The organism is Flavobacterium sangjuense (assembly GCF_004797125.1).
Lineage (GTDB): Bacteria > Bacteroidota > Bacteroidia > Flavobacteriales > Flavobacteriaceae > Flavobacterium > Flavobacterium sangjuense.
The window spans coordinates 2,489,828-2,508,872 of the sequence record NZ_CP038810.1 but is presented as its reverse complement, the minus strand read 5'-3'; the positions used below and the strand labels follow the sequence as shown (position 1 = coordinate 2,508,872).

The following is a 19,045-nucleotide window of genomic DNA, read 5'->3' as shown; positions in this document are numbered from 1 at the left end:
GTTATACTATTTTAGTAAACCTGTTTTCATTCTTTAAAGCTTTCAGGATGAAGTTATCTTCTAATCCATTAACTATCCAGGTTTCTATTTTGCCTTCTTTGGCAATAGTTGCCGCTTCAATTTTAGATTGCATTCCACCTGTTCCATGAGACGACTTTGAATCACCAATTTCCTTTTCTAATACTTTTAAATCAGTTACTATCGAAATGGTTTCAGGAATTTCATTATTGATAGAAGCTTTGGTATAAATTCCATTGGTATTTGTAGCGATGATTAATATGTCAGCATTCAATAAAACAGCGGTTAGTGCCGCCAATTTATCATTATCACCAAATTGAATTTCATCAGTAGCTACCGTATCATTTTCATTTATAATCGGAATATAATTATTTTTTAATAATACGTTTATGGTGTTTACAATATTGACTTTGGATTGTGCTTTCTCAAAATCGGAGTAGGATAGCAGGCATTGGGATATGAGTAAACCCAAATCGCTAAAGTTTTCCTGATAAATACGCATCAAATGAGGTTGACCTATAGAAGCCAAGGCTTGTTTTACAAAGACTTCTTTGTCCTGACTTTCTAATTTTACAAACTGTTTGGCTGCAGCAATAGCGCCGGAACTTACGATTACAAATTCGTACTTGTCTTTTAAAGCAGCAATTTGCATCCCAATATCTTCAATCTTTCCTCTCGAAATATGATTGGTTTCTTTGGTTAAGGTATTGCTTCCTATTTTTAAAAGAATTCTTTTTTTACCTGATTTGTCCATTGCCGTAAATATACCATTTATTAGTCACTAAATGTTGCAAACCCAGCGGTCCACGTTGGTGAAGTTTGTCTGTACTGATGGCTAATTCGCCTCCAAGTCCAAATTGTCCACCATCTGTAAAACGTGTTGACGCATTTTGATATACTGCTGCTGCATCTACATTTTCCATAAAGTCTTGCGCAATTGCATCATTTGAAGTGATGATTGATGCCGAATGTCCGCCACAGTAAGTGTTGATTTTATCAATTGCTTCCTGGTTTGAGTTAACAGTTCCAATGACAATTTTATAATCTAAAAACTCTTCATGCCAAATCAAATCCGATTCAATTTGAGGAACGCTGGTTACTTTTGAAATAGTTGCATCGCCCAAAACAGTGACATTTCGTTTTTGCAATTCCGACACTACATTTTCTGCAAATGCTTCCCAATTTGGAAGATTTATATCAATAAGTACTTTGTCCAACGCATTGCAGACCGAAATATTAGATGTTTTGCCATTAATGATAATTGCCAATGCTTTTTCTGTGTCAGCTTCCTGACTTACATACACAAAATTATTGCCTCTTCCGCTAACAATTACTGGGCAAACAGCGTGTTTTTTTACAAACTCGATTAGCGATTCTCCACCTCTTGGAACAATTAAATCTACTTTTTGAGAAGGCTTTTCTAAGAACTGTTGGGTTTCTTTTCTGTCAAAATTTAAATAGCTAATCCAACTATTTGGGATGTCATTATCAGATAAAGCCTGATGCCATAAAGACATAATCTTTAAATTAGACTGTAAGGATTCTTTACCACCTTTCAATAGAATTCGGTTTCCGGATTTAAACGCTATAGCTGTTGCTTCAACGGTTACATCGGGTCTTGATTCATAAATGATTAAAATAGTTCCGAAAGCAGCAGTTTTGTTTTGAATTTTCATGCCGTTTTCCGGAGTGAAACTATATAAAAGTTTCCCAACAGGATCTTCCTGACTGGCTAATTGCAATAAGGAAGCAATCATGCCGTCTATTTTTTGGTCATCAACCAAAAGCCGTTTTTTCATTGCCAAATCATCACCGGTATAGTTAGCAATATCTTCCTGATTAACAATTTTGATGCTGGATCTCTCTTGTTCAAGAAGTTCTGCCATTCTGTTTAGAATGGTATTTCTTTTCGCTAATGTGAAGGAATTAGGCATGATTTTATTTACTATCTTCTAAATTTATTTCTGGAAATAATATCTTTTAGCTTGGCTTTTAAATCGTTTCCGGTATCAAAAACCATTTGTTCATTGCTTGGAAACGGAACCGCTTTTCTGTCGAAATTAGGATAATACGTTTCTTCACAAGCTCGTTTATCGCCTTTATATCTAGAGTAAATATTTGTAAACACAAACTCACTCGCTAATGGAAAAGTCTCAATTAGTTGGTTGTTTTTAAAGTTGATATAATCTACTTTAGCGGTTACCTGACAGGCTTTTGTTTGTGAAAACTCATAAATGCTAATACGAATTGTTTTCATATTATCCACTTTGATGGGATTTCCTAAACTGTCTTTTACTACATGCCCATTAGCATCTAAAAGATTTTTGACACCATCTTTAATCAGTTTTTCTTTGTCAAATTGTTTTTCTTTTACCTGCTCTGGTGAGATATTGATTTGACGGAAGTTGACAATCAATCCATAATCATAGTCAATTCCTTTTTGACGGTTGCTGTGATAGACAGTCCATTTATCATTCAAACCATAAGTGCTGAAATCTAACAAATCATTTTCTAAACGTACCGGAATCACCATATTGGTTTCGTTCTTGGTATAAACACTAACAAAATCGGTTCCTTTAAACTTGGCTTCGTCAGTTAGTTTGGCAACATCTTTAAATCCGGGATTAATACTTTCTAAATAAACCAAATCATCATAAGCACGACGAATCGTCATTTTGTCTTTGGTTACCAAAAGCGCTTTGGAATTGTCATACAAATATTTTGACAAGGCGTTTTTGCTACTTACAATTTGGTCGGTATAATCGTCAAAAGGAAATTGGGCATCACGTCCTTCTTTAAGTAATTTCAATGGTAATAAAGGTCGGATTTGTTCCTGACGAAAATTCAACTGAATATAAGTCTCATATATTTTTTCTAAGTTTTGTGGATTGGCATCCTTAAACCAACCATTTATGTTACGTAAATCGCGTTCTTTGGCTTTGGCAAAAGCCTCTTCGAGCATATAGACATAGTCTTGTCTGCCTTTAGCATTTTTGTTACCACGCAAACCATCAACAGCGTTTCTAATGGCAGCATCATAATCACCGGAAGTTAACAATTCACGGGTTTGTTTTACACCACAAGATGTAATAATAAGGAATAAGGCTAGGAGTGAAGTAATTTTTTTCATGGGATATTGGTTTATTGACAAAAATAGGAAAAATCGTTTTAAACTATAAGCCTTTATTTTGTTTATTGTTTAATCAAATAGTGTGGTTCTGTAAGAACTAATTTCAATCTGTTTAATTAAACATGAATAAATGTAAGAATATCTTATATTCAATGAGTTATATGTTGAATTTTAACGAAAAAAAGCACTGTAAATGATTCCGCAATGTAAATATTAATTAAATTTACTCATTAAACAAACCAAAATAAACCGTATGAAAAAATGCTACTCTCTTGTAACCATTTTGTTTTTTGCTCTTCAGTTGCTTGTACCAACACAATTAGAAGCGCAATGTAATGCACCGGTAGAATTATCGGCTGCTAATGTAAGTCAGACAACAGCTTACCTACATCTGAATACAACAACGGCTAATTCTCTTTTGTATAATATTCGTTATCACATTTCCGGAACTGCTACCTGGACGGTATTGGAGCATGTTGGTTTGCCATATCAATTAGGAAATTTAGTTTGTGGTTCTACTTATGAATGGCAGGCACAATTAATTTGTACAAATTCAGCTGGAACAACATTAAGTGATTGGTCGTCTAGTTCGACGTTTGCAACATTGGCTTGTACCACAACACCATGTAATGCGCCAACCGGATTATCGGCGACTAATATAACTCAGACAGGTGCTAGTTTGTATTTATCTCCAACATCTGGTAATACTGGCACATTTCATATTCGTTATCACGTTGCAAACACTACAACATGGACAGTTCTTGAAAATGTTACCTTGCCTTATCAATTAGGTAACTTAACTTGCGGTACTACCTATGAATGGCAAGTGAGGTTAGTTTGTCCAACTGGATCAGGAACAACCACTGTTAGCCCAATATCGGCAGCAGGAACTTTCACAACTTTGGCTTGTAATCCAGAACCATGTAATACACCAACAGGCTTAACAGCTGGTAGCGTGAGTCAAACAGGAGCTAATCTATATTTAACTCCAACTTCAACTAATACAGGTACATTTAACATTCGTTATCATGCCGGTACAAGTACAACATGGACAGTGATTGAACGTGTTACTTTACCATATCAATTAGGGAATTTAACTTGTGGCACTACTTATGAATGGCAGGTACAGCGAATTTGTACAAGTTCATCAGCGAGTGCAACTACAACTACATTGAGTGATTGGTCAACTGGTGGAGCGTTTACAACTTTGGCTTGTACAACAGCACCGTGTAATGCACCAATAGGATTATCGGTAACTAATGTTAGTCAGACAGGTGCTTATTTATATTTGTCACCGACCTCGGGCAATGCAGGGTTTTTTAATATCCGTTATCACGCTGCAAACGTTGCAACATGGACAGCAGTTGAACATGTTACCTTACCATATCAATTAGGGAATTTGACTTGTGGCACTACTTATGAATGGCAGGCACAGTTGATTTGTACAAATTCAGCAACAGGAGCAACCACTGTTAGTCCATGGTCAACAGCAGGGACATTTACGACTTTGGCATGTACAACAGAACCGTGTAATGCACCAACAGGCTTAACAGCTGGTAGCGTGAGTCAAACAGGAGCTAATCTATATTTAACTCCAACTTCAACTAATACAGGTACATTTAACATTCGTTATCATGCCGGTACAAGTACAACATGGACAGTGATTGAACGTGTTACTTTACCATATCAATTAGGGAATTTAACTTGTGGCACTACTTATGAATGGCAAGTGAGACGAATTTGCGCAAGTCCAGCGGGTTCAACTACAATTACATTGAGTGATTGGTCAACATCAGGGACATTTACAACTTTGGCTTGTACACCAGAACCATGTAATACACCAACAGGTTTAACAGCAACTAACGTGAGTCAAACCGGAGCTAATCTATATTTAACTCCAACATCAAGTAATACGGGAACATTTAACATTCGTTATCACGTTGGTACAAGTACAACGTGGACAGTTCTTGAACACGTTACCTTACCATATCAGTTAGGGAATTTAACTTGCGGCACTAATTATGAATGGCAGGTGAGACGAATTTGTACAAGTCCAGCGGGTACAATTACATTAAGTGATTGGTCAACTGCAGGGACATTTACGACTTTGGCTTGTACACCAGAACCATGTAATACGCCAACAGGTTTAACAGTTGGTAGCGTGAGTCAAACAGGAGCTAATCTATATTTAACTCCAACATCAAGTAATACAGGGACATTTAACATTCGTTATCATGCTGGTACAACTGCAACATGGACAGTATTGGAACATGTTACCTTACCATATCAATTAGGGAATTTAACTTGTGGTACTACTTATGAATGGCAGATAAGACGAGTTTGTACAAGTTCATCAGCGGGGACAACTACATTGAGTGATTGGTCGACTGCGGGTACCTTTACTACTTTAGCATGTACTACAGCACCATGTAATGCTCCAACAGGATTAACAGCGACTAATGTGAGTCAAACCGGAGCGTATTTATATTTGTCACCAACCTCAGGCAATGCAGGTGTCTTTAATATTCGTTATCACGCTGCAAATGCTACAACATGGACGGCAATTGAACATGTAACCTTACCGTATCAATTAGGTAATTTGACTTGTGGTACTACTTATGAATGGCAGGTGCAGTTGATTTGTCCTAACGCAACAGGTGCAACTACGACCACAGTCAGTCCTTGGTCAACTGGAGGAACATTTACGACATTGGCATGTACAACAGAACCATGTAATACACCAACAGGTTTAACAGCAATTAGCGTGAGTCAAACAGGAGCTAATCTATATTTAACTCCAACTTCAAGTAATACGGGTACATTTAATATCCGTTATCATGCTGGTGCAAGTACAACGTGGACAGTGGTTGAACGTGTAACTTTACCATATCAATTAGGGAATTTAAATTGTGGCACTACTTATGAATGGCAGGTAAGACGAGTTTGCACAAGTTCATCCGCGGGGACAACTACAACTACATTGAGTGATTGGTCGACTGCTGGAACCTTTACTACTTTAGCATGTACTACAGCACCATGTAATGCTCCAATAGGATTATCGGCAACTAATGTCAGTCAAACCGGAGCGTATTTATATTTGTCACCAACCTCAGGTAATGCAGGTGTCTTTAATATTCGTTATCACGCTGCAAATGCTACAACATGGACAGCAGTTGAACACGTAACTCTACCATATCAATTAGGTAATTTGACTTGCGGTACTACTTATGAATGGCAGGCACAGTTGATTTGTATGGATCCTTTAACAGGTGCACCTATATCAACAGTTAGTCCATGGTCAGTTGGAGGTACATTTACGACTTTGCCTTGTACAGCAACAGGATGTGGCGTTCCGACAGAATTGAGAGCAACAAATATCAATCAGACGAGTGCTGTTCTTCATTGGAATCCTGTCCCAGGTGCAGTTGCATATATTGTTCGTTATAAGAGAGCAAATAACACAGCTCTTGATTTTATTTCAGTTACATCTACTACTAACTCGATTACACTTAACAATTTGACGGCCGGCTCTAATTATATCTGGCAGGTTCAGGCAGTTTGTTCAACTACAGTAGCAGGATTAAGCGCATTTTCAGCCATGGCTACTTTTGTAACACCATCAGTAACTGTATTTCCAAATCCAGCCAATAGATATGTAAACGTGTCTCTTTGGTTGCCAAGCCCAACAAAAGTGTATATAGTATTGCGAGATAGTTATGGACAAGCAGTTTATTCATTTGCAAGTTTGATGTCGGATGGAAACAATATTATTGAAATAGATACTAGTAGCTTAAGTACAGGTTTGTATATTTTAACCGTACAGACTGAATTTTATACTACGACCAAAAAAGTAGTTGTAGGTCGTTAAAGAAATAAATCTTTGAAAAAGAAATACCCGAAATACAATTAAGTGTTTCGGGTATTTTTTTATAGTTTAAAAATGATTATCCTAAAAACGTTTTAAACTCTTCATAGGTTTTAATCTTAGTGCGTACTTTGTCTTTACCAAGCACACTTTCGATTTGTTTTGGAATTGGTAATTTCAAATTTAACAAAGGTTCAACAGTATCTAAGAATTTAATTGGGTGTGCGGTTTCTAAAAAAACACCAACGCTGTTTGGCTGCTTAGCCATTTCTTTTTTCAGACCGAGATAACCAACTGCACCATGTGGTTCAGCTATGTATTTTGTTCTGTTGTAAATGTCTTTGATAGCAATTTCGGTTTCAGCATCTGTATACGAATAGGACGAAAAATCTTTTTCAAATTCGGATAAATTGTTGTGATATAACTCCTGAATTCGGATGAAATTACTCGGATTCCCCACATCCATTGCGTTGGAAATAGTGGCGATAGATGGTTTTGGATCATAATCTCCTTTTTCTAAAAATCTTGGAACGGTATCGTTAGCATTAGTAGAAGCTACAAAATGAGCTATGGGTAATCCCAATCGTTTCGCCATGATACCAGCACAGATATTGCCAAAGTTTCCACTTGGACAAGACAGAATAATTGGTTTGTTGTGTTTCTTTAATTGTTGGTATGCAAAGAAAATATAGAACATTTGTGGCAACCAACGCGCAATATTAATCGAATTGGCTGAGGTGAGATTTTTGTGTTTCAAACTATCATCCAGGAACGCTTTTTTTACCATATCCTGACAATCATCAAAAACACCATCAACTTCAAGAGCTTTTATATTCTGACCTAAAGTCGTCAACTGTCTTTCCTGTATATCGCTCACTTTTCCGGATGGATAGAGAATGATAACTTCGACACCTTTAACACCTAAAAAACCACTGGCAACAGCACCTCCTGTATCACCTGAAGTTGCTACTAAAACCGTGTTTTTAATATCTTTATCTCTATTGAAATACGCCAAACAACGAGACATAAATCTACCGCCAACATCTTTAAACGCCATTGTTGGTCCGTGGAAAAGCTCTAGAGAAAATACATTGTCTTCTACAGGCACACATGGAAAGTCAAAACAAAGAGTTTCTGCTATAATGCGTTTTAGTTCTGCTTCCGGAATTTCATCACCTACGAATTGTTTGATGGCTTCATAAGCAATTTCTTCATGAGACAAGTTTTCAATATTGGCAAAGAAAGAGTCGGGTAGTGCAGTTATGCTTTCCGGAAAATACAAACCTTTATCAGGCGCTAATCCGGCAACGACCGCTTCTTCAAAACTTACTTTATGTGATTTATTATTTAAGCTGAAATATTTCATTTTCTATATAATTTTTGTTCCTTCATCATTCACTTTTGAAATATGAATATCAAAGGCAATCCCAGTATCTGTGTAAGCGTTACGCATACTTTTGGCAACAGTATTGGCAATTGTTTCTCCCTTACACAACGCAAAAATTGATGGTCCGGCACCGGAAATTCCGGAACCTAAAGCACCATTTTGCAGCGCAGCATTTTTTACCTTATCAAAATTCGGAATCAAATGCTTTCTGGCAGGTTCTACGATAACATCATTTAATGAACGACCAATGAGTTCATAATCTTTGGTGTATAAACCGGCAATCAATCCACCGAGATTTCCCCATTGTGTGATAGCAGATTTCAAAGAAACGGTTGGTGATAAAACGGCACGTGAATCTGAAGTTTTTACTTCGATATGCGGATGCAAAACGACAGCGTAAATTTCACTCGGACTTTCAATCTTAATCACATCCAACGGATTGTAACCACGAACCAAAGTAAAGCCTCCTAGAATACAAGGAGCAACATTATCAGCATGTTCGCTTCCGCTGGCAACTGCTTCGCCTTTCATGGCAAAATCAACTAATTCGTGTTTTGTAAATGGTTTTCCCAAAAGTTCGTTGATGCCAAAAACCGCTCCGGCCGCACTGGCAGAAGAACTTCCAATGCCGCTTCCTGCTTTTATTTTTTTATGGATTTCAATTTCAAAACCAAAGTCGGATTGTGTGGTATTTAATATAGCTAAAGCTGCAACTCCTGCAACGTTTTTCTCCGTTTCAAGAGGTAAGTCCGCTCCGGTGATTTTGGTTATTCTGATACCTTTTTCAGCGACTTTCCGAATAATCATTTCGTCACCAATGCCTTCGAGACACAATCCCATTACGTCAAATCCGCAATTGAGATTGGCGATAGTGGCAGGGCAGAATATTTTTATTTCGTTAGACATTTCCAATTCTAATTACATCAGCAAAAATTCCTGAAGCCGTAACCGCAGCACCGGCACCGGCACCTTTTATGATTAATGGCTGATCAACATATCTATCTGTGTAGAATTCTACGATATTGTCTTTTCCTTCCAGGTTATAAAACGGACTTTCTTTTGGAATGAACTGCAAACCAACTGACGCTTTTCCATTATCAAATTTGGCAACGAATTTAATACGTGAATCTTTCGACTTAGCTTCAGCTAAAAGCTTATTGAAATGGTCATCGTGCTTCGTTAATGATTTAAAGAAGTCTTCATTGTTAGTTGTGTCCATACATTCTTTTGGCAGGAAACAATTGTTTTCGATTTCCTCAATATCCATTTTATAACCACTTTCACGGATAAGGATTAATATCTTTCTGGCAACATCAACACCGCTTAAATCAATTTTTGGGTCAGGTTCTGTAAACCCTTGAACACCGGCCTCTTTAACTACATCATGGAAATTATAAGTATCGCTGAAATTATTAAAAATAAAGTTCAAACTTCCTGATAAAACTGCTTGTATTTTATTGACTTTATCTCCGGAAGCAATCAGATGTTTTAAGGTGTCGATGATTGGTAATCCAGCTCCAACATTCGTTTCGAATAGGAAAGGAGCATTGTATTTTCGGGAAAGATTTTTAAGGTTTTTGTAATTGTCATATTCAGACGAACAGGCAATTTTGTTGCAAGTCACCACGGCAATATTTTCGCTTAAGAACTTGTCATAAATACCTGCAATATCATAATTTGCGGTAATATCAACAAAGATGCTGTTGCGTAAGTTGAGGTCTTTTACTTTTGCAATAAAGCTTTCAACGTTTGCTTTTTCACCTTCTGCGAGAACTGTTTTCCAGTCTTTCAGGTTGATGCCGTCTTCATCAAAAACCATTGTTCTTGAGTTTGCCATCGCAATAACACGAAGGTTGATTTTCAGGTTTTCTTTTAGGAACTTCTTTTGCTGTGCAATTTGGTCGATGAATTTCTCACCCACATTTCCAACACCCATTACGAATAAATTCAACTGTTTGGTATTGTCTTCAAAGAAACGTTCGTGCAATGTGTTTAGCGCTTTCTTAACGTCTTTTTCATTGATTACCACAGAAATATTTCTTTCAGAAGCACCTTGTGCAATCGCCCGAATGTTCACATTGTTTTTCCCTAAAGTGCTAAACATTTTACCGCTTATTCCCTGATGGTTTTTCATGCTTTCGCCTACTAAAGCCACGATGCATAAATCTTTCTCCACAATCGTTGGGTCAACTCTGTTTTGGGCAATTTCAATTTCAAAGGTTTTATCTATTGCTGCTTTGGCTTTATCTGCATCGGCATTTAGAATACCAATACAAATAGAGTGTTCCGAAGAAGCCTGAGTAATAAAAATCACGTTGATGTTATTCTGCGAAAGCGTTTCGAATAAACGTTTGGAAGAACCGGCAACACCAATCATTCCGGAACCTTCAAGTGTCAGCAACGCAATATTATCGATATGAGAAATTCCTTTGATAGGATTTGCTGTAGCATTTGGATTATCAGAAATAAGCGTTCCGTATACTTCAGGTTCAAAAGTATTTTTGATGAAAATTGGAATGCTGTCTTTTAATACGGGTTGTATCGTTGGTGGATACAATACTTTGGCGCCAAAATGCGACAATTCCATTGCTTCCTGATACGAAATAGTTTCTATTGGCTGCGCTTGTTTTACAATTCTTGGATTGGCTGTAAACATTCCATTTACATCAGTCCAGATTTCTAAAATGTCCGCTTTTACCGCTGCAGCTATAATTGCCGCAGTATAATCAGAACCACCACGACCAAGAGTTGTTGTGTTGCCATCAATGGAAGAAGCAATAAAACCAGGGAACAATACAACCTGATTAGCGCTTGATTTAAAATAATCAGCAATCAATTTATTGGTTACGCCAAAATCAACGGCAGCTTTTCCGAAGTTAGAATCGGTTTTGATTAGTTCACGACTGTCTTTGAAAGCCGAATTGCTTACTTTTTGTTTTAAAGCTACTGCAATGATTTGAGACGATAATAATTCTCCAAATCCAGCCACAATATCAGCTGTTCTATTAGACAATTCGCCCAAAAGATAACAGCCATCCAATAGGGTTTTTAAGTGATTGATATTGCCGTTAATCGTATCAATAATATTGCTTTGTTCACTCAACGGAATTAACTCGTCGATAGCATCTTTGTGTTTTTTTTCTATTTGGCTGACAATGTCTTTGTAGTTTTTGTCTTTTGCTGACGCCGTTTTTCCGGCTAAGATTAGCATGTCAGTTACGCCACTAAAAGCAGAAACCACAACGGCTAGTTTGTCTTCTTTGCTTTTATTGGTTACAATGGCTATTGTTTTTGAAATATTTTCTGAATTGGCTACTGATGTTCCGCCAAATTTTAATACTATCATGATTGAATTATGAGTTGTGAATTATGAATTATAAGTTGTTGCCTTTCTAAATGAAAGTCCATGCATTAGGATTATATGAAAGATTATACCCCAAACGGGGTTGTAGTTGATGTGGTAGCAATAATAGTTACAGCCAATAAATTAGCTGCTGATGCTGAAGTAAATATGTTTTTTTTATTCCACATGTTTTTCAAAAATACTACTTTTTGAATAGGAAAAAAGTTTTAGCACCATTTTTATCAAAATCGTAGTAATATGGATGTTAGTCAAATAAAATAAACATTTTTCCAATTTAGGCATACTTTCATTATTAAATTCACAATAAAATACTATGAACAAAACTTGTTTTTTAACGATTGTTTATTGAATTTTGGGGACAATTTGCAAGCAAAAAATGGAAAATACACATTATATCAGTTCGGAAGTATTGACTTTAGAGACTTTACAGGAAATCATCTCTCAACATAAATCACTTTCGCTTTCTGAAGAAGCCAGAATAAATATTCAAAAGTGTAGGGAATATTTAGACAAAAAAATGGCAAGCAATGACAAACCGATTTATGGTATTAATACTGGTTTTGGTTCGTTGTGTAATGTGAAAATTTCGAATGCAGATTTGTCTCAACTCCAGGAAAATCTGGTAAAATCACATGCTTGTGGTACCGGTGATGAAGTTCCGGCTGAGATTGTAAAGATTATGTTGTTGCTTAAAATTCAATCGTTAAGCTATGGACATTCGGGTGTGCAGTTGGTAACTGTTGAACGCTTGATTGATTTCTATAACAATGATATCCTTCCCGTAATTTATACTCAAGGTTCACTTGGCGCGAGTGGTGATTTAGCGCCATTAGCCCATTTGTCATTACCGTTATTAGGTGAAGGCGAAGTAAATTTTGAAGGTAAAAAAATACATGCTTCAGAAGTGTTGAAACAATTCAACTGGCAGCCAATAGTATTGCAATCTAAAGAAGGTTTAGCATTATTGAATGGAACGCAATTCATGAGTTCTTACGGAAGTTATATTTTGCTGAAAGCGATGAAATATTCTTATTTTGCCGATGTGATTGCTGCAATTTCGTTAGAAGGATTTGATGGCAGAATAGAACCGTTTGATGAATTAATTCATTTAGTGCGTCCACACAGAGGACAAATCATGACAGCAAAACGAATGAAAGAACTGCTTGATGGAAGTCAAATTATTGTCCAACAAAAAGAACATGTTCAGGACCCGTATTCGTTCCGTTGTATCCCGCAAGTGCATGGGGCTTCAAAGGATACGATTGAATACGTAAAGAAAGTTTTTAAAACCGAAATCAATTCGGTTACCGATAACCCAAATATTTTTATTGGAGAAGATGTAATCATTTCAGGCGGGAATTTCCACGGACAACCATTGGCTCTAGCTTTAGATTTTTTGGCGATTGCCTTATCCGAATTGGGAAGCATATCCGAAAGAAGAACTTACCAACTGATTTCAGGTTTACGAGGTTTACCTGCTTTCTTGGTTGACAATCCTGGACTGAATTCAGGGTTTATGATTCCGCAATACACAGCGGCAAGCATTGCCAGCCAAAACAAACAATTAGCAACTCCGGCCAGTGTTGACAGCATTGTTTCAAGTAACGGACAGGAAGATCACGTAAGCATGGGAGCAAACGCTGCTACAAAGTGCTTAAAGGTTATGGAAAATCTGGAGAGAATTTTGGCAATTGAATTGATGAATGCTTCTCAGGCAATTCATTTCAGAGAACCTTTGAAATCAAGTGAGTTTATAGAAATGTTTTTGAAATCATACAGAGCTGATGTGCCATTGGTTAATGAAGACAGAATTCTGCATTACGATATTGAGAATTCAGTAGCGTTTTTGAATAGCTTTATGGTGGAGTTGGAGGATTAAGTTTTGGCATAATATTAGTTAAGGGTTTCTTAAAATTTATTTTATGAAATCATCTAAATGTTTTCTTGTAATTTCACTTTTCACTCTTTTTATTAGTTGCAAACAAGCTGATGCAGTTCCGTATTACGGTATAGATTTTTTGTTTAAAGCACCACAACCTATTGATGATAGAGAAGTAAATCATTTGCCAAATCGTTTTATAGGTAATTATACTAATCAAGATTCCACTAACCTGATTATTGAAAATAAAACGGTTTATTATAAATGGAAAACTAAAAACAACATCAGTTTTTCAGAATTTGATTCAATAAAGGATAGTTTAAGAATACTTGAAAACAGAATCTATTTTGATGATAAATTTGTTGAGTTTAGAAAGCTAAAAGACTCGGTTGAAATTACGGATGTCAATTACGATACTATCTTTTCTATTTCGGATTTCCAAAAAGTCAAAAGAATCAAAAATTCGATTGTATTTAGCACAAAAGATTCAATTTATTGGAAAATGAAAATTCTCACTTTAGACAACAATAGATTAACTATAAAAACACTTGTGTCTGATGAGGATTTAAAGCGAATGGATTCTTTATCAAAAATTAAAGCACAGAAATTAGATTCGACAAAAATTATAGTTCAGTTATCTAAAAAGGAGTTTAAAAAAATGTTGACTTTAAAACGATTTGGATACGATCAAAATTTCAAGAAAACAGATTAAATCTTCAACATAAAACTCAACAATCCTAAAATTGCTGGAACAGCCTGTACAAAGAATATTCTTTTCGAAGCTGTCATAGCTCCGTAAATTCCGGCTACCAATACGCAGGAAAGGAAAAAGATGGCGATGTTTTTACTCCAATCAATATCAGTAATGCAAAGTGACCAAATCAATCCGGCTGCGAGAAAGCCGTTATATAAACCTTGGTTTGCGGCCATGACTTTTGTTTTTTCAAATTGGTCTTCAGGAATGGTTTTAAAAACTTTTCTTCCGCGAGTTGTCCACGCAAACATTTCGAGCCAAAGAATGTAAAGATGCAAGACTGCAATAAATCCGATGATAAGTTGTGAAAGTGTGTTCATAGTTATTGGTTTTCATTAAAAATCCGTTCAATTCTGCTATCGGGAATTAACCACATCAAAGCTACAAAAATGTAAATTCCGCCTGCGATTGCCGGAAATTTATAAGCAAAAAGAATGGCAATTAAATATAGTATAGGTGAAGATTTACCTTTGTAATCCTTGCCTAGAGCTTTGGACAATATCGAATCATTACCGTGTTGTTTTATAATTAGGTTTTGCAAAATAAAATAAGCCAAACCATTCATCAAAAGGACAAATCCGTAAAACATCATTGGGAAAGGAGCGAAGTGATGCTCGCCAATCCAAGCGGTAGCAAATGGAATTAGTGACAGCCAAAACAACAAATGCAAATTGGCCCAAAGAATTTTTCCGTTAACTCTTTTTACCGTGTGCATCATGTGATGATGGTTGTTCCAATAAATGCCAACATAGATAAAGCTCAATATATAGCTCAGAAATTTATGTAATAATGGACGAATGGCTTCATAACTTACGCTTTCCGGAACCTTAAATTCCAACACCATGATGGTGATGATAATGGCTAAAACGCCGTCGCTAAATGCTTCAAGTCTGGTTTTATTCATATTTCAATATATTTTTTGTAACTGTAACAGCTGTGTAAATGATTGTAGTAAATCCCAATACTAAAGAAGCTATACTAAAAATAAACATTCCCAATATCCAGTTGTGAGAAAAGGACAGATAAGCACTGATAATCACTATCACGCTACATATCCAGAGATAAAGTAAAGGTTTTAGTTTGTTAAACTTCACTATTTAATTATTTATAGTTCCCAACGTCTTATGGATTTTTCGTTTGTGATGCGTTTGCTTTAAACTGTCATTTCCCGAAATGATACTGATATTTCCATCAATTTCAAACATCGCCAGTTTTACATCTTTATAAAATTCAACGCCGTGTTCTCGCATCGCTTCCTGTAATTCATCGGAACTGATGTCTAATTTGGCTAAAGCTTTGAAATCGATTTTGCCGTCATGAATTAATATTTCAGGTTTGTCCTGCACCAATCCTTTTATGAATTTTGAGTTCAGCATTACTTTCTTAAAAAGAAAATTAATGATAAACAAAGCTACTGCTGCAGTGATTCCGCCTAACAATGATGAATTGCTTCCAACCATCGCATTTTGCACCGAATTGCTAATCAGCAAAATCAGAATGATATCAGCAGTGTTGAGTTGGGATAATTCCTTTTTGCCAAAAATCCTCAATGCTATTACCATAAAAAGATAAACGGCAACGCTTCTTAGGATTATGTCTAGATAAGCATTCATTATTTATTCAGAAAATCGGATTTATTGTCTTTTGTTATCTTGAGTATTAGCAGCACAATAACAACAGCTTCGGATAATAATCCAATAGTAAGCATAGTGTTTCCGTTTATTCCTTGGAATTCCCAATGTGTTATTTTAAATAAAGCGCCAATGACAACCAGTATCATGGCTACAAAAAATAGAATTAAAAGATGTTTGTTTTTTATCATTGTTTTTAAAATTAAAAAGCCACGAATAAAATTCGTGGCTTAAAGTTACTTTATTATTTCTTAACTCGCAGATTTTTTAGCTTTTTGGATAGCAACAGTCAACTCTTGTGTAGCTTCGTCTAAATCCATAAAGATAGTATCTCCGGAAGCAATTTTGGAAGTGATTATTTCCTCAGCTAAAGCATCTTCAACATATTTTTGAATGGCTCTTTTTAAAGGACGCGCACCAAATTGTTTGTCAAAACCTTTTTCAGCAATAAACGCTTTGGCTTTGTCTGAAAGATTTAAAGTGTATCCTAATTCAGAAATTCTGCCAAACAGTTTCTTTAATTCGATTTCGATAATCAAATCGATATCGTGTTTTTCCAATGGATTGAAAACAATTACATCGTCGATTCTGTTTAAGAATTCAGGAGCGAAGGTTTTCTTCAATGCATTTTCGATAACGCTTTTCGAATTGTCATCAGCTTGTGCAATTTTGGCTGCAGTTCCGAAACCAACACCTTGTCCAAAATCTTTCAATTGACGCGCACCAACATTAGAAGTCATGATGATGATAGTGTTTTTAAAATCGATTTTACGACCTAAACTATCTGTCAAATAACCATCGTCTAATACCTGTAACATCATATTGAAAACATCTGGATGCGCTTTTTCAATTTCGTCCAAAAGCACTACACAATATGGTTTTCTTCTAACTTTCTCGGTTAATTGTCCGCCTTCTTCGTAACCAACGTATCCAGGAGGTGCGCCGATTAATCTTGAAATGGCAAATTTCTCCATGTATTCACTCATGTCAATTCTGATTAAAGCATCTTCAGAATCGAATAGCTCTTTTGCTAAAACTTTGGCTAACTGCGTTTTTCCAACTCCGGTTTGCCCTAAGAAAATAAACGAACCAATCGGACGATTTGGATCTTTCAAACCGGCGCGATTTCTTTGAATAGAACGAGAGATTTTCAAAACCGCTTCGTCCTGTCCAATTACTTTTCCTTTAATTAAATCTGGTAAGTGAGCCAATTTGTTGCTTTCTGTTTGCGCGATACGATTCACAGGAATTCCGGTCATCATCGATACGACATCGGCAACATTATCTTCGGTAACCAGAATACGATTGCTTTTAGAATCTTCTTCCCATTGTTCCTGAGCGATTGCAAGGTCTTTTTCCAAACGTTTTTCATCATCACGAAGTTTGGCCGCTTCTTCATATTTCTGTTTCTTAACAACAGAATTTTTCAAATCACGTACTTCTTCCAATTGACGCTCTAAATCCAAAATTTGTTTTGGAACATCAATATTGGTAATGTGAACTCTTGAACCGGCTTCGTCCATCGCATCGATAGCTTTGTCCGGAAGAAAACGCTCAGACATATATCTGTTGGTCAACTTAACGCAGGCTTCGATAGCTTCGTCAGTATACGTTACGCTGTGGTGATCTTCGTATTTGTTTTTGATGTTATTCAAAATCGTAATCGTTTCTTCTACAGAAGTAGGTTCTACGATTACTTTTTGGAAACGTCTTTCTAACGCACCATCTTTCTCTATATATTGTCTGTATTCGTCAAGTGTTGTAGCACCAATACATTGTATTTCGCCTCTTGCTAAAGCCGGTTTAAACATATTGGAAGCATCAAGCGAACCAGTTGCGCCACCAGCACCAACGATAGTGTGAATTTCGTCAATGAAAAGGATGATGTCGTCATTCTTTTCTAATTCGTTCATCACGGCTTTCATTCTTTCTTCGAATTGTCCACGGTATTTTGTTCCGGCAACTAAAGATGCTAAATCTAAAGTCACCACTCTTTTGTTAAACAGAATTCGGGATACTTTCTTTTGAATAATTCGCAACGCTAAACCTTCGGCTATGGCAGATTTACCAACACCAGGTTCACCAATAAGTAACGGATTATTTTTCTTTCTTCGGCTAAGAATTTGAGAAACTCTTTCGATTTCTTTTTCACGACCAACTACCGGATCGAGTTTTCCTTCTTCAGCCATCTCGGTTAAATCACGACCAAAATTATCCAAAACAGGCGTTTTAGATTTTTTATTGGTCTTATTAGCCGGATTGTTAAAATTGCCTTCTTTCAAACTGTCATCTTGTCCTGAGTCATCATTGTAAGATTCGTTTGTTGGCAAATTATCATTAAAATCTTCTTCGCTTGGTGTCATATTTAAATACTGTTCTTTAACTACATTATAGTCTATTTTCAGACGATGCAGTAGTTTGGTTGTTGGATCATTCTCATTTCTTAAAATACACAATAATAAATGTGCCGTACTAATAGACGAACTTTGAAACACTTTAGCTTCAAGAAAAGTAGTTTTCAAGGCGCGTTCCGCTTGACGAGTCAAGTGTAGATTTTTCTTTTCATTACTGATTTCCACATTTGGGTTCGCCGGGCTGAGTACTTCAACCTTCTTTCGCAAATGTTCCAAATCAATAGAAAGATTATTGAGAATAGTAATTGCTTTACCATTTCCGTCTCTTAAAATACCGAGCATCAAATGTTCGGTCCCAATAAAGTCATGACCTAAACGCAAAGCTTCTTCTTTACTGTAAGTAATCACGTCTTTAACTCTAGGTGAAAAATTATCATCCATAAATATAGTATTGGTGATGTAAATTTAGTTATTCAGAATCATTCTAACAAAAACTATTCCGACTAAATGTACTGTCAGCTAATTGACAAAAAAAATGCCAATAATAAAAGTGGTATTGCTACTAACTTATTAACCAAAAAAAGTACCTATTTTGTTAATAAATCATTGAAATTTATGAGCAAAAAAGGGTGTTGAAATTTTTAAATATTCTATATTAGCACG

General features: G+C 36.1%; 15 protein-coding genes. 4 read left to right on the top strand and 11 right to left on the bottom strand.

The genetic code is table 11. The features are described from left to right. Position 1 precedes the first annotated feature (1 nt). From proB to GS03_RS11095, 3 genes are read right to left on the bottom strand one after another with little or no spacing between them, the layout of a single operon-like run. Positions 2-772 (bottom strand): glutamate 5-kinase, encoded by a 771-nt coding sequence (proB, locus tag GS03_RS11105; protein WP_136152614.1) that lies wholly within the window; start codon positions 770-772, stop codon positions 2-4. Then, positions 756-1,952 carry a glutamate-5-semialdehyde dehydrogenase gene (locus tag GS03_RS11100; protein ID WP_136152613.1) on the bottom strand — a complete coding sequence of 399 codons (1,197 nt, stop codon included), beginning with the start codon at positions 1,950-1,952 and terminating at the stop codon, positions 756-758. The genes proB and GS03_RS11100 overlap by 17 nt, the downstream gene beginning before the upstream one ends. An 11-nt stretch (positions 1,953-1,963) precedes the next feature. After that, entirely contained in the window at positions 1,964-3,148 is a 1,185-nt protein-coding gene (locus GS03_RS11095) for a hypothetical protein (RefSeq protein ID WP_136152612.1), read from the bottom strand. 253 nt (positions 3,149-3,401) lie between these two features. Here GS03_RS11095 and GS03_RS11090 point away from each other — a divergent pair, with 253 nt between their 5' ends. Further along, a complete protein-coding gene (locus GS03_RS11090) occupies positions 3,402-7,016 on the top strand; it encodes a fibronectin type III domain-containing protein (RefSeq protein ID WP_136152611.1) in 3,615 nt (1,204 codons plus the stop codon). A gap of 76 nt (positions 7,017-7,092) precedes the next feature. Here the strand turns inward: GS03_RS11090 and thrC are convergent, their stop codons facing one another. Genes thrC through thrA form a run of 3 tightly spaced genes read right to left on the bottom strand, consistent with a single transcriptional unit; the run spans position 7,093 to position 11,746 of the window. Then, positions 7,093-8,379 carry a threonine synthase gene (gene thrC / locus GS03_RS11085; RefSeq protein ID WP_136152610.1) on the bottom strand — a complete coding sequence of 429 codons (1,287 nt, stop codon included), beginning with the start codon at positions 8,377-8,379 and terminating at the stop codon, positions 7,093-7,095. Between the two features lie 3 nt (positions 8,380-8,382). Further along, positions 8,383-9,306, bottom strand: coding sequence for a homoserine kinase (locus tag GS03_RS11080; RefSeq protein WP_136152609.1), 924 nt, complete (start codon positions 9,304-9,306; stop codon positions 8,383-8,385). After that, on the bottom strand, positions 9,299-11,746 hold the full coding sequence (gene thrA, locus GS03_RS11075) for a bifunctional aspartate kinase/homoserine dehydrogenase I (RefSeq protein WP_136152608.1): 2,448 nt from the start codon (positions 11,744-11,746) through the stop codon (positions 9,299-9,301). Before thrA ends, GS03_RS11080 begins: the two co-directional genes overlap by 8 nt. Before the next feature lie 75 nt (positions 11,747-11,821). Between thrA and GS03_RS13435 the strand changes: the two genes are divergently transcribed. The 3 genes from GS03_RS13435 (at position 11,822) to GS03_RS11065 (ending at position 14,355) form a co-directional block, all read left to right on the top strand. Continuing rightward, on the top strand, positions 11,822-11,956 hold the full coding sequence (locus GS03_RS13435) for a hypothetical protein (RefSeq protein WP_262712299.1): 135 nt from the start codon (positions 11,822-11,824) through the stop codon (positions 11,954-11,956). 184 nt (positions 11,957-12,140) lie between these two features. Beyond that, positions 12,141-13,643 (top strand): histidine ammonia-lyase, encoded by a 1,503-nt coding sequence (gene hutH, locus GS03_RS11070; protein ID WP_136152607.1) that lies wholly within the window; start codon positions 12,141-12,143, stop codon positions 13,641-13,643. Positions 13,644-13,686: 43 nt separating this feature from the next. After that, on the top strand, positions 13,687-14,355 hold the full coding sequence (locus GS03_RS11065) for a hypothetical protein (protein ID WP_136152606.1): 669 nt from the start codon (positions 13,687-13,689) through the stop codon (positions 14,353-14,355). Here GS03_RS11065 and GS03_RS11060 read toward each other — a convergent pair. The 5 genes from GS03_RS11060 to GS03_RS11035 all read right to left on the bottom strand — a co-directional run bounded on the left by GS03_RS11060 (position 14,352) and on the right by GS03_RS11035 (position 18,823). Then, positions 14,352-14,717 (bottom strand): DUF1304 domain-containing protein, encoded by a 366-nt coding sequence (locus GS03_RS11060; protein ID WP_136152605.1) that lies wholly within the window; start codon positions 14,715-14,717, stop codon positions 14,352-14,354. The two genes, GS03_RS11065 and GS03_RS11060, sit on opposite strands and share 4 nt — an antisense overlap. A gap of 2 nt (positions 14,718-14,719) precedes the next feature. Beyond that, positions 14,720-15,301: a TMEM175 family protein gene (locus GS03_RS11055; protein WP_136152604.1), complete on the bottom strand. Its 582-nt coding sequence runs from the start codon at positions 15,299-15,301 to the stop codon at positions 14,720-14,722. 193 nt (positions 15,302-15,494) lie between these two features. Then, positions 15,495-16,010 carry a DUF421 domain-containing protein gene (locus GS03_RS11045; RefSeq protein ID WP_136152603.1) on the bottom strand — a complete coding sequence of 172 codons (516 nt, stop codon included), beginning with the start codon at positions 16,008-16,010 and terminating at the stop codon, positions 15,495-15,497. Next, on the bottom strand, positions 16,010-16,219 hold the full coding sequence (locus GS03_RS11040; RefSeq protein WP_210726612.1) for a GldL-related protein: 210 nt from the start codon (positions 16,217-16,219) through the stop codon (positions 16,010-16,012). Before GS03_RS11040 ends, GS03_RS11045 begins: the two co-directional genes overlap by 1 nt. A gap of 60 nt (positions 16,220-16,279) precedes the next feature. Next, positions 16,280-18,823, bottom strand: a complete 2,544-nt coding sequence (locus GS03_RS11035) for an ATP-dependent Clp protease ATP-binding subunit (RefSeq protein WP_136152602.1) — start codon at positions 18,821-18,823, stop codon at positions 16,280-16,282. Between the last annotated feature and the right edge of the window lie 222 nt (positions 18,824-19,045).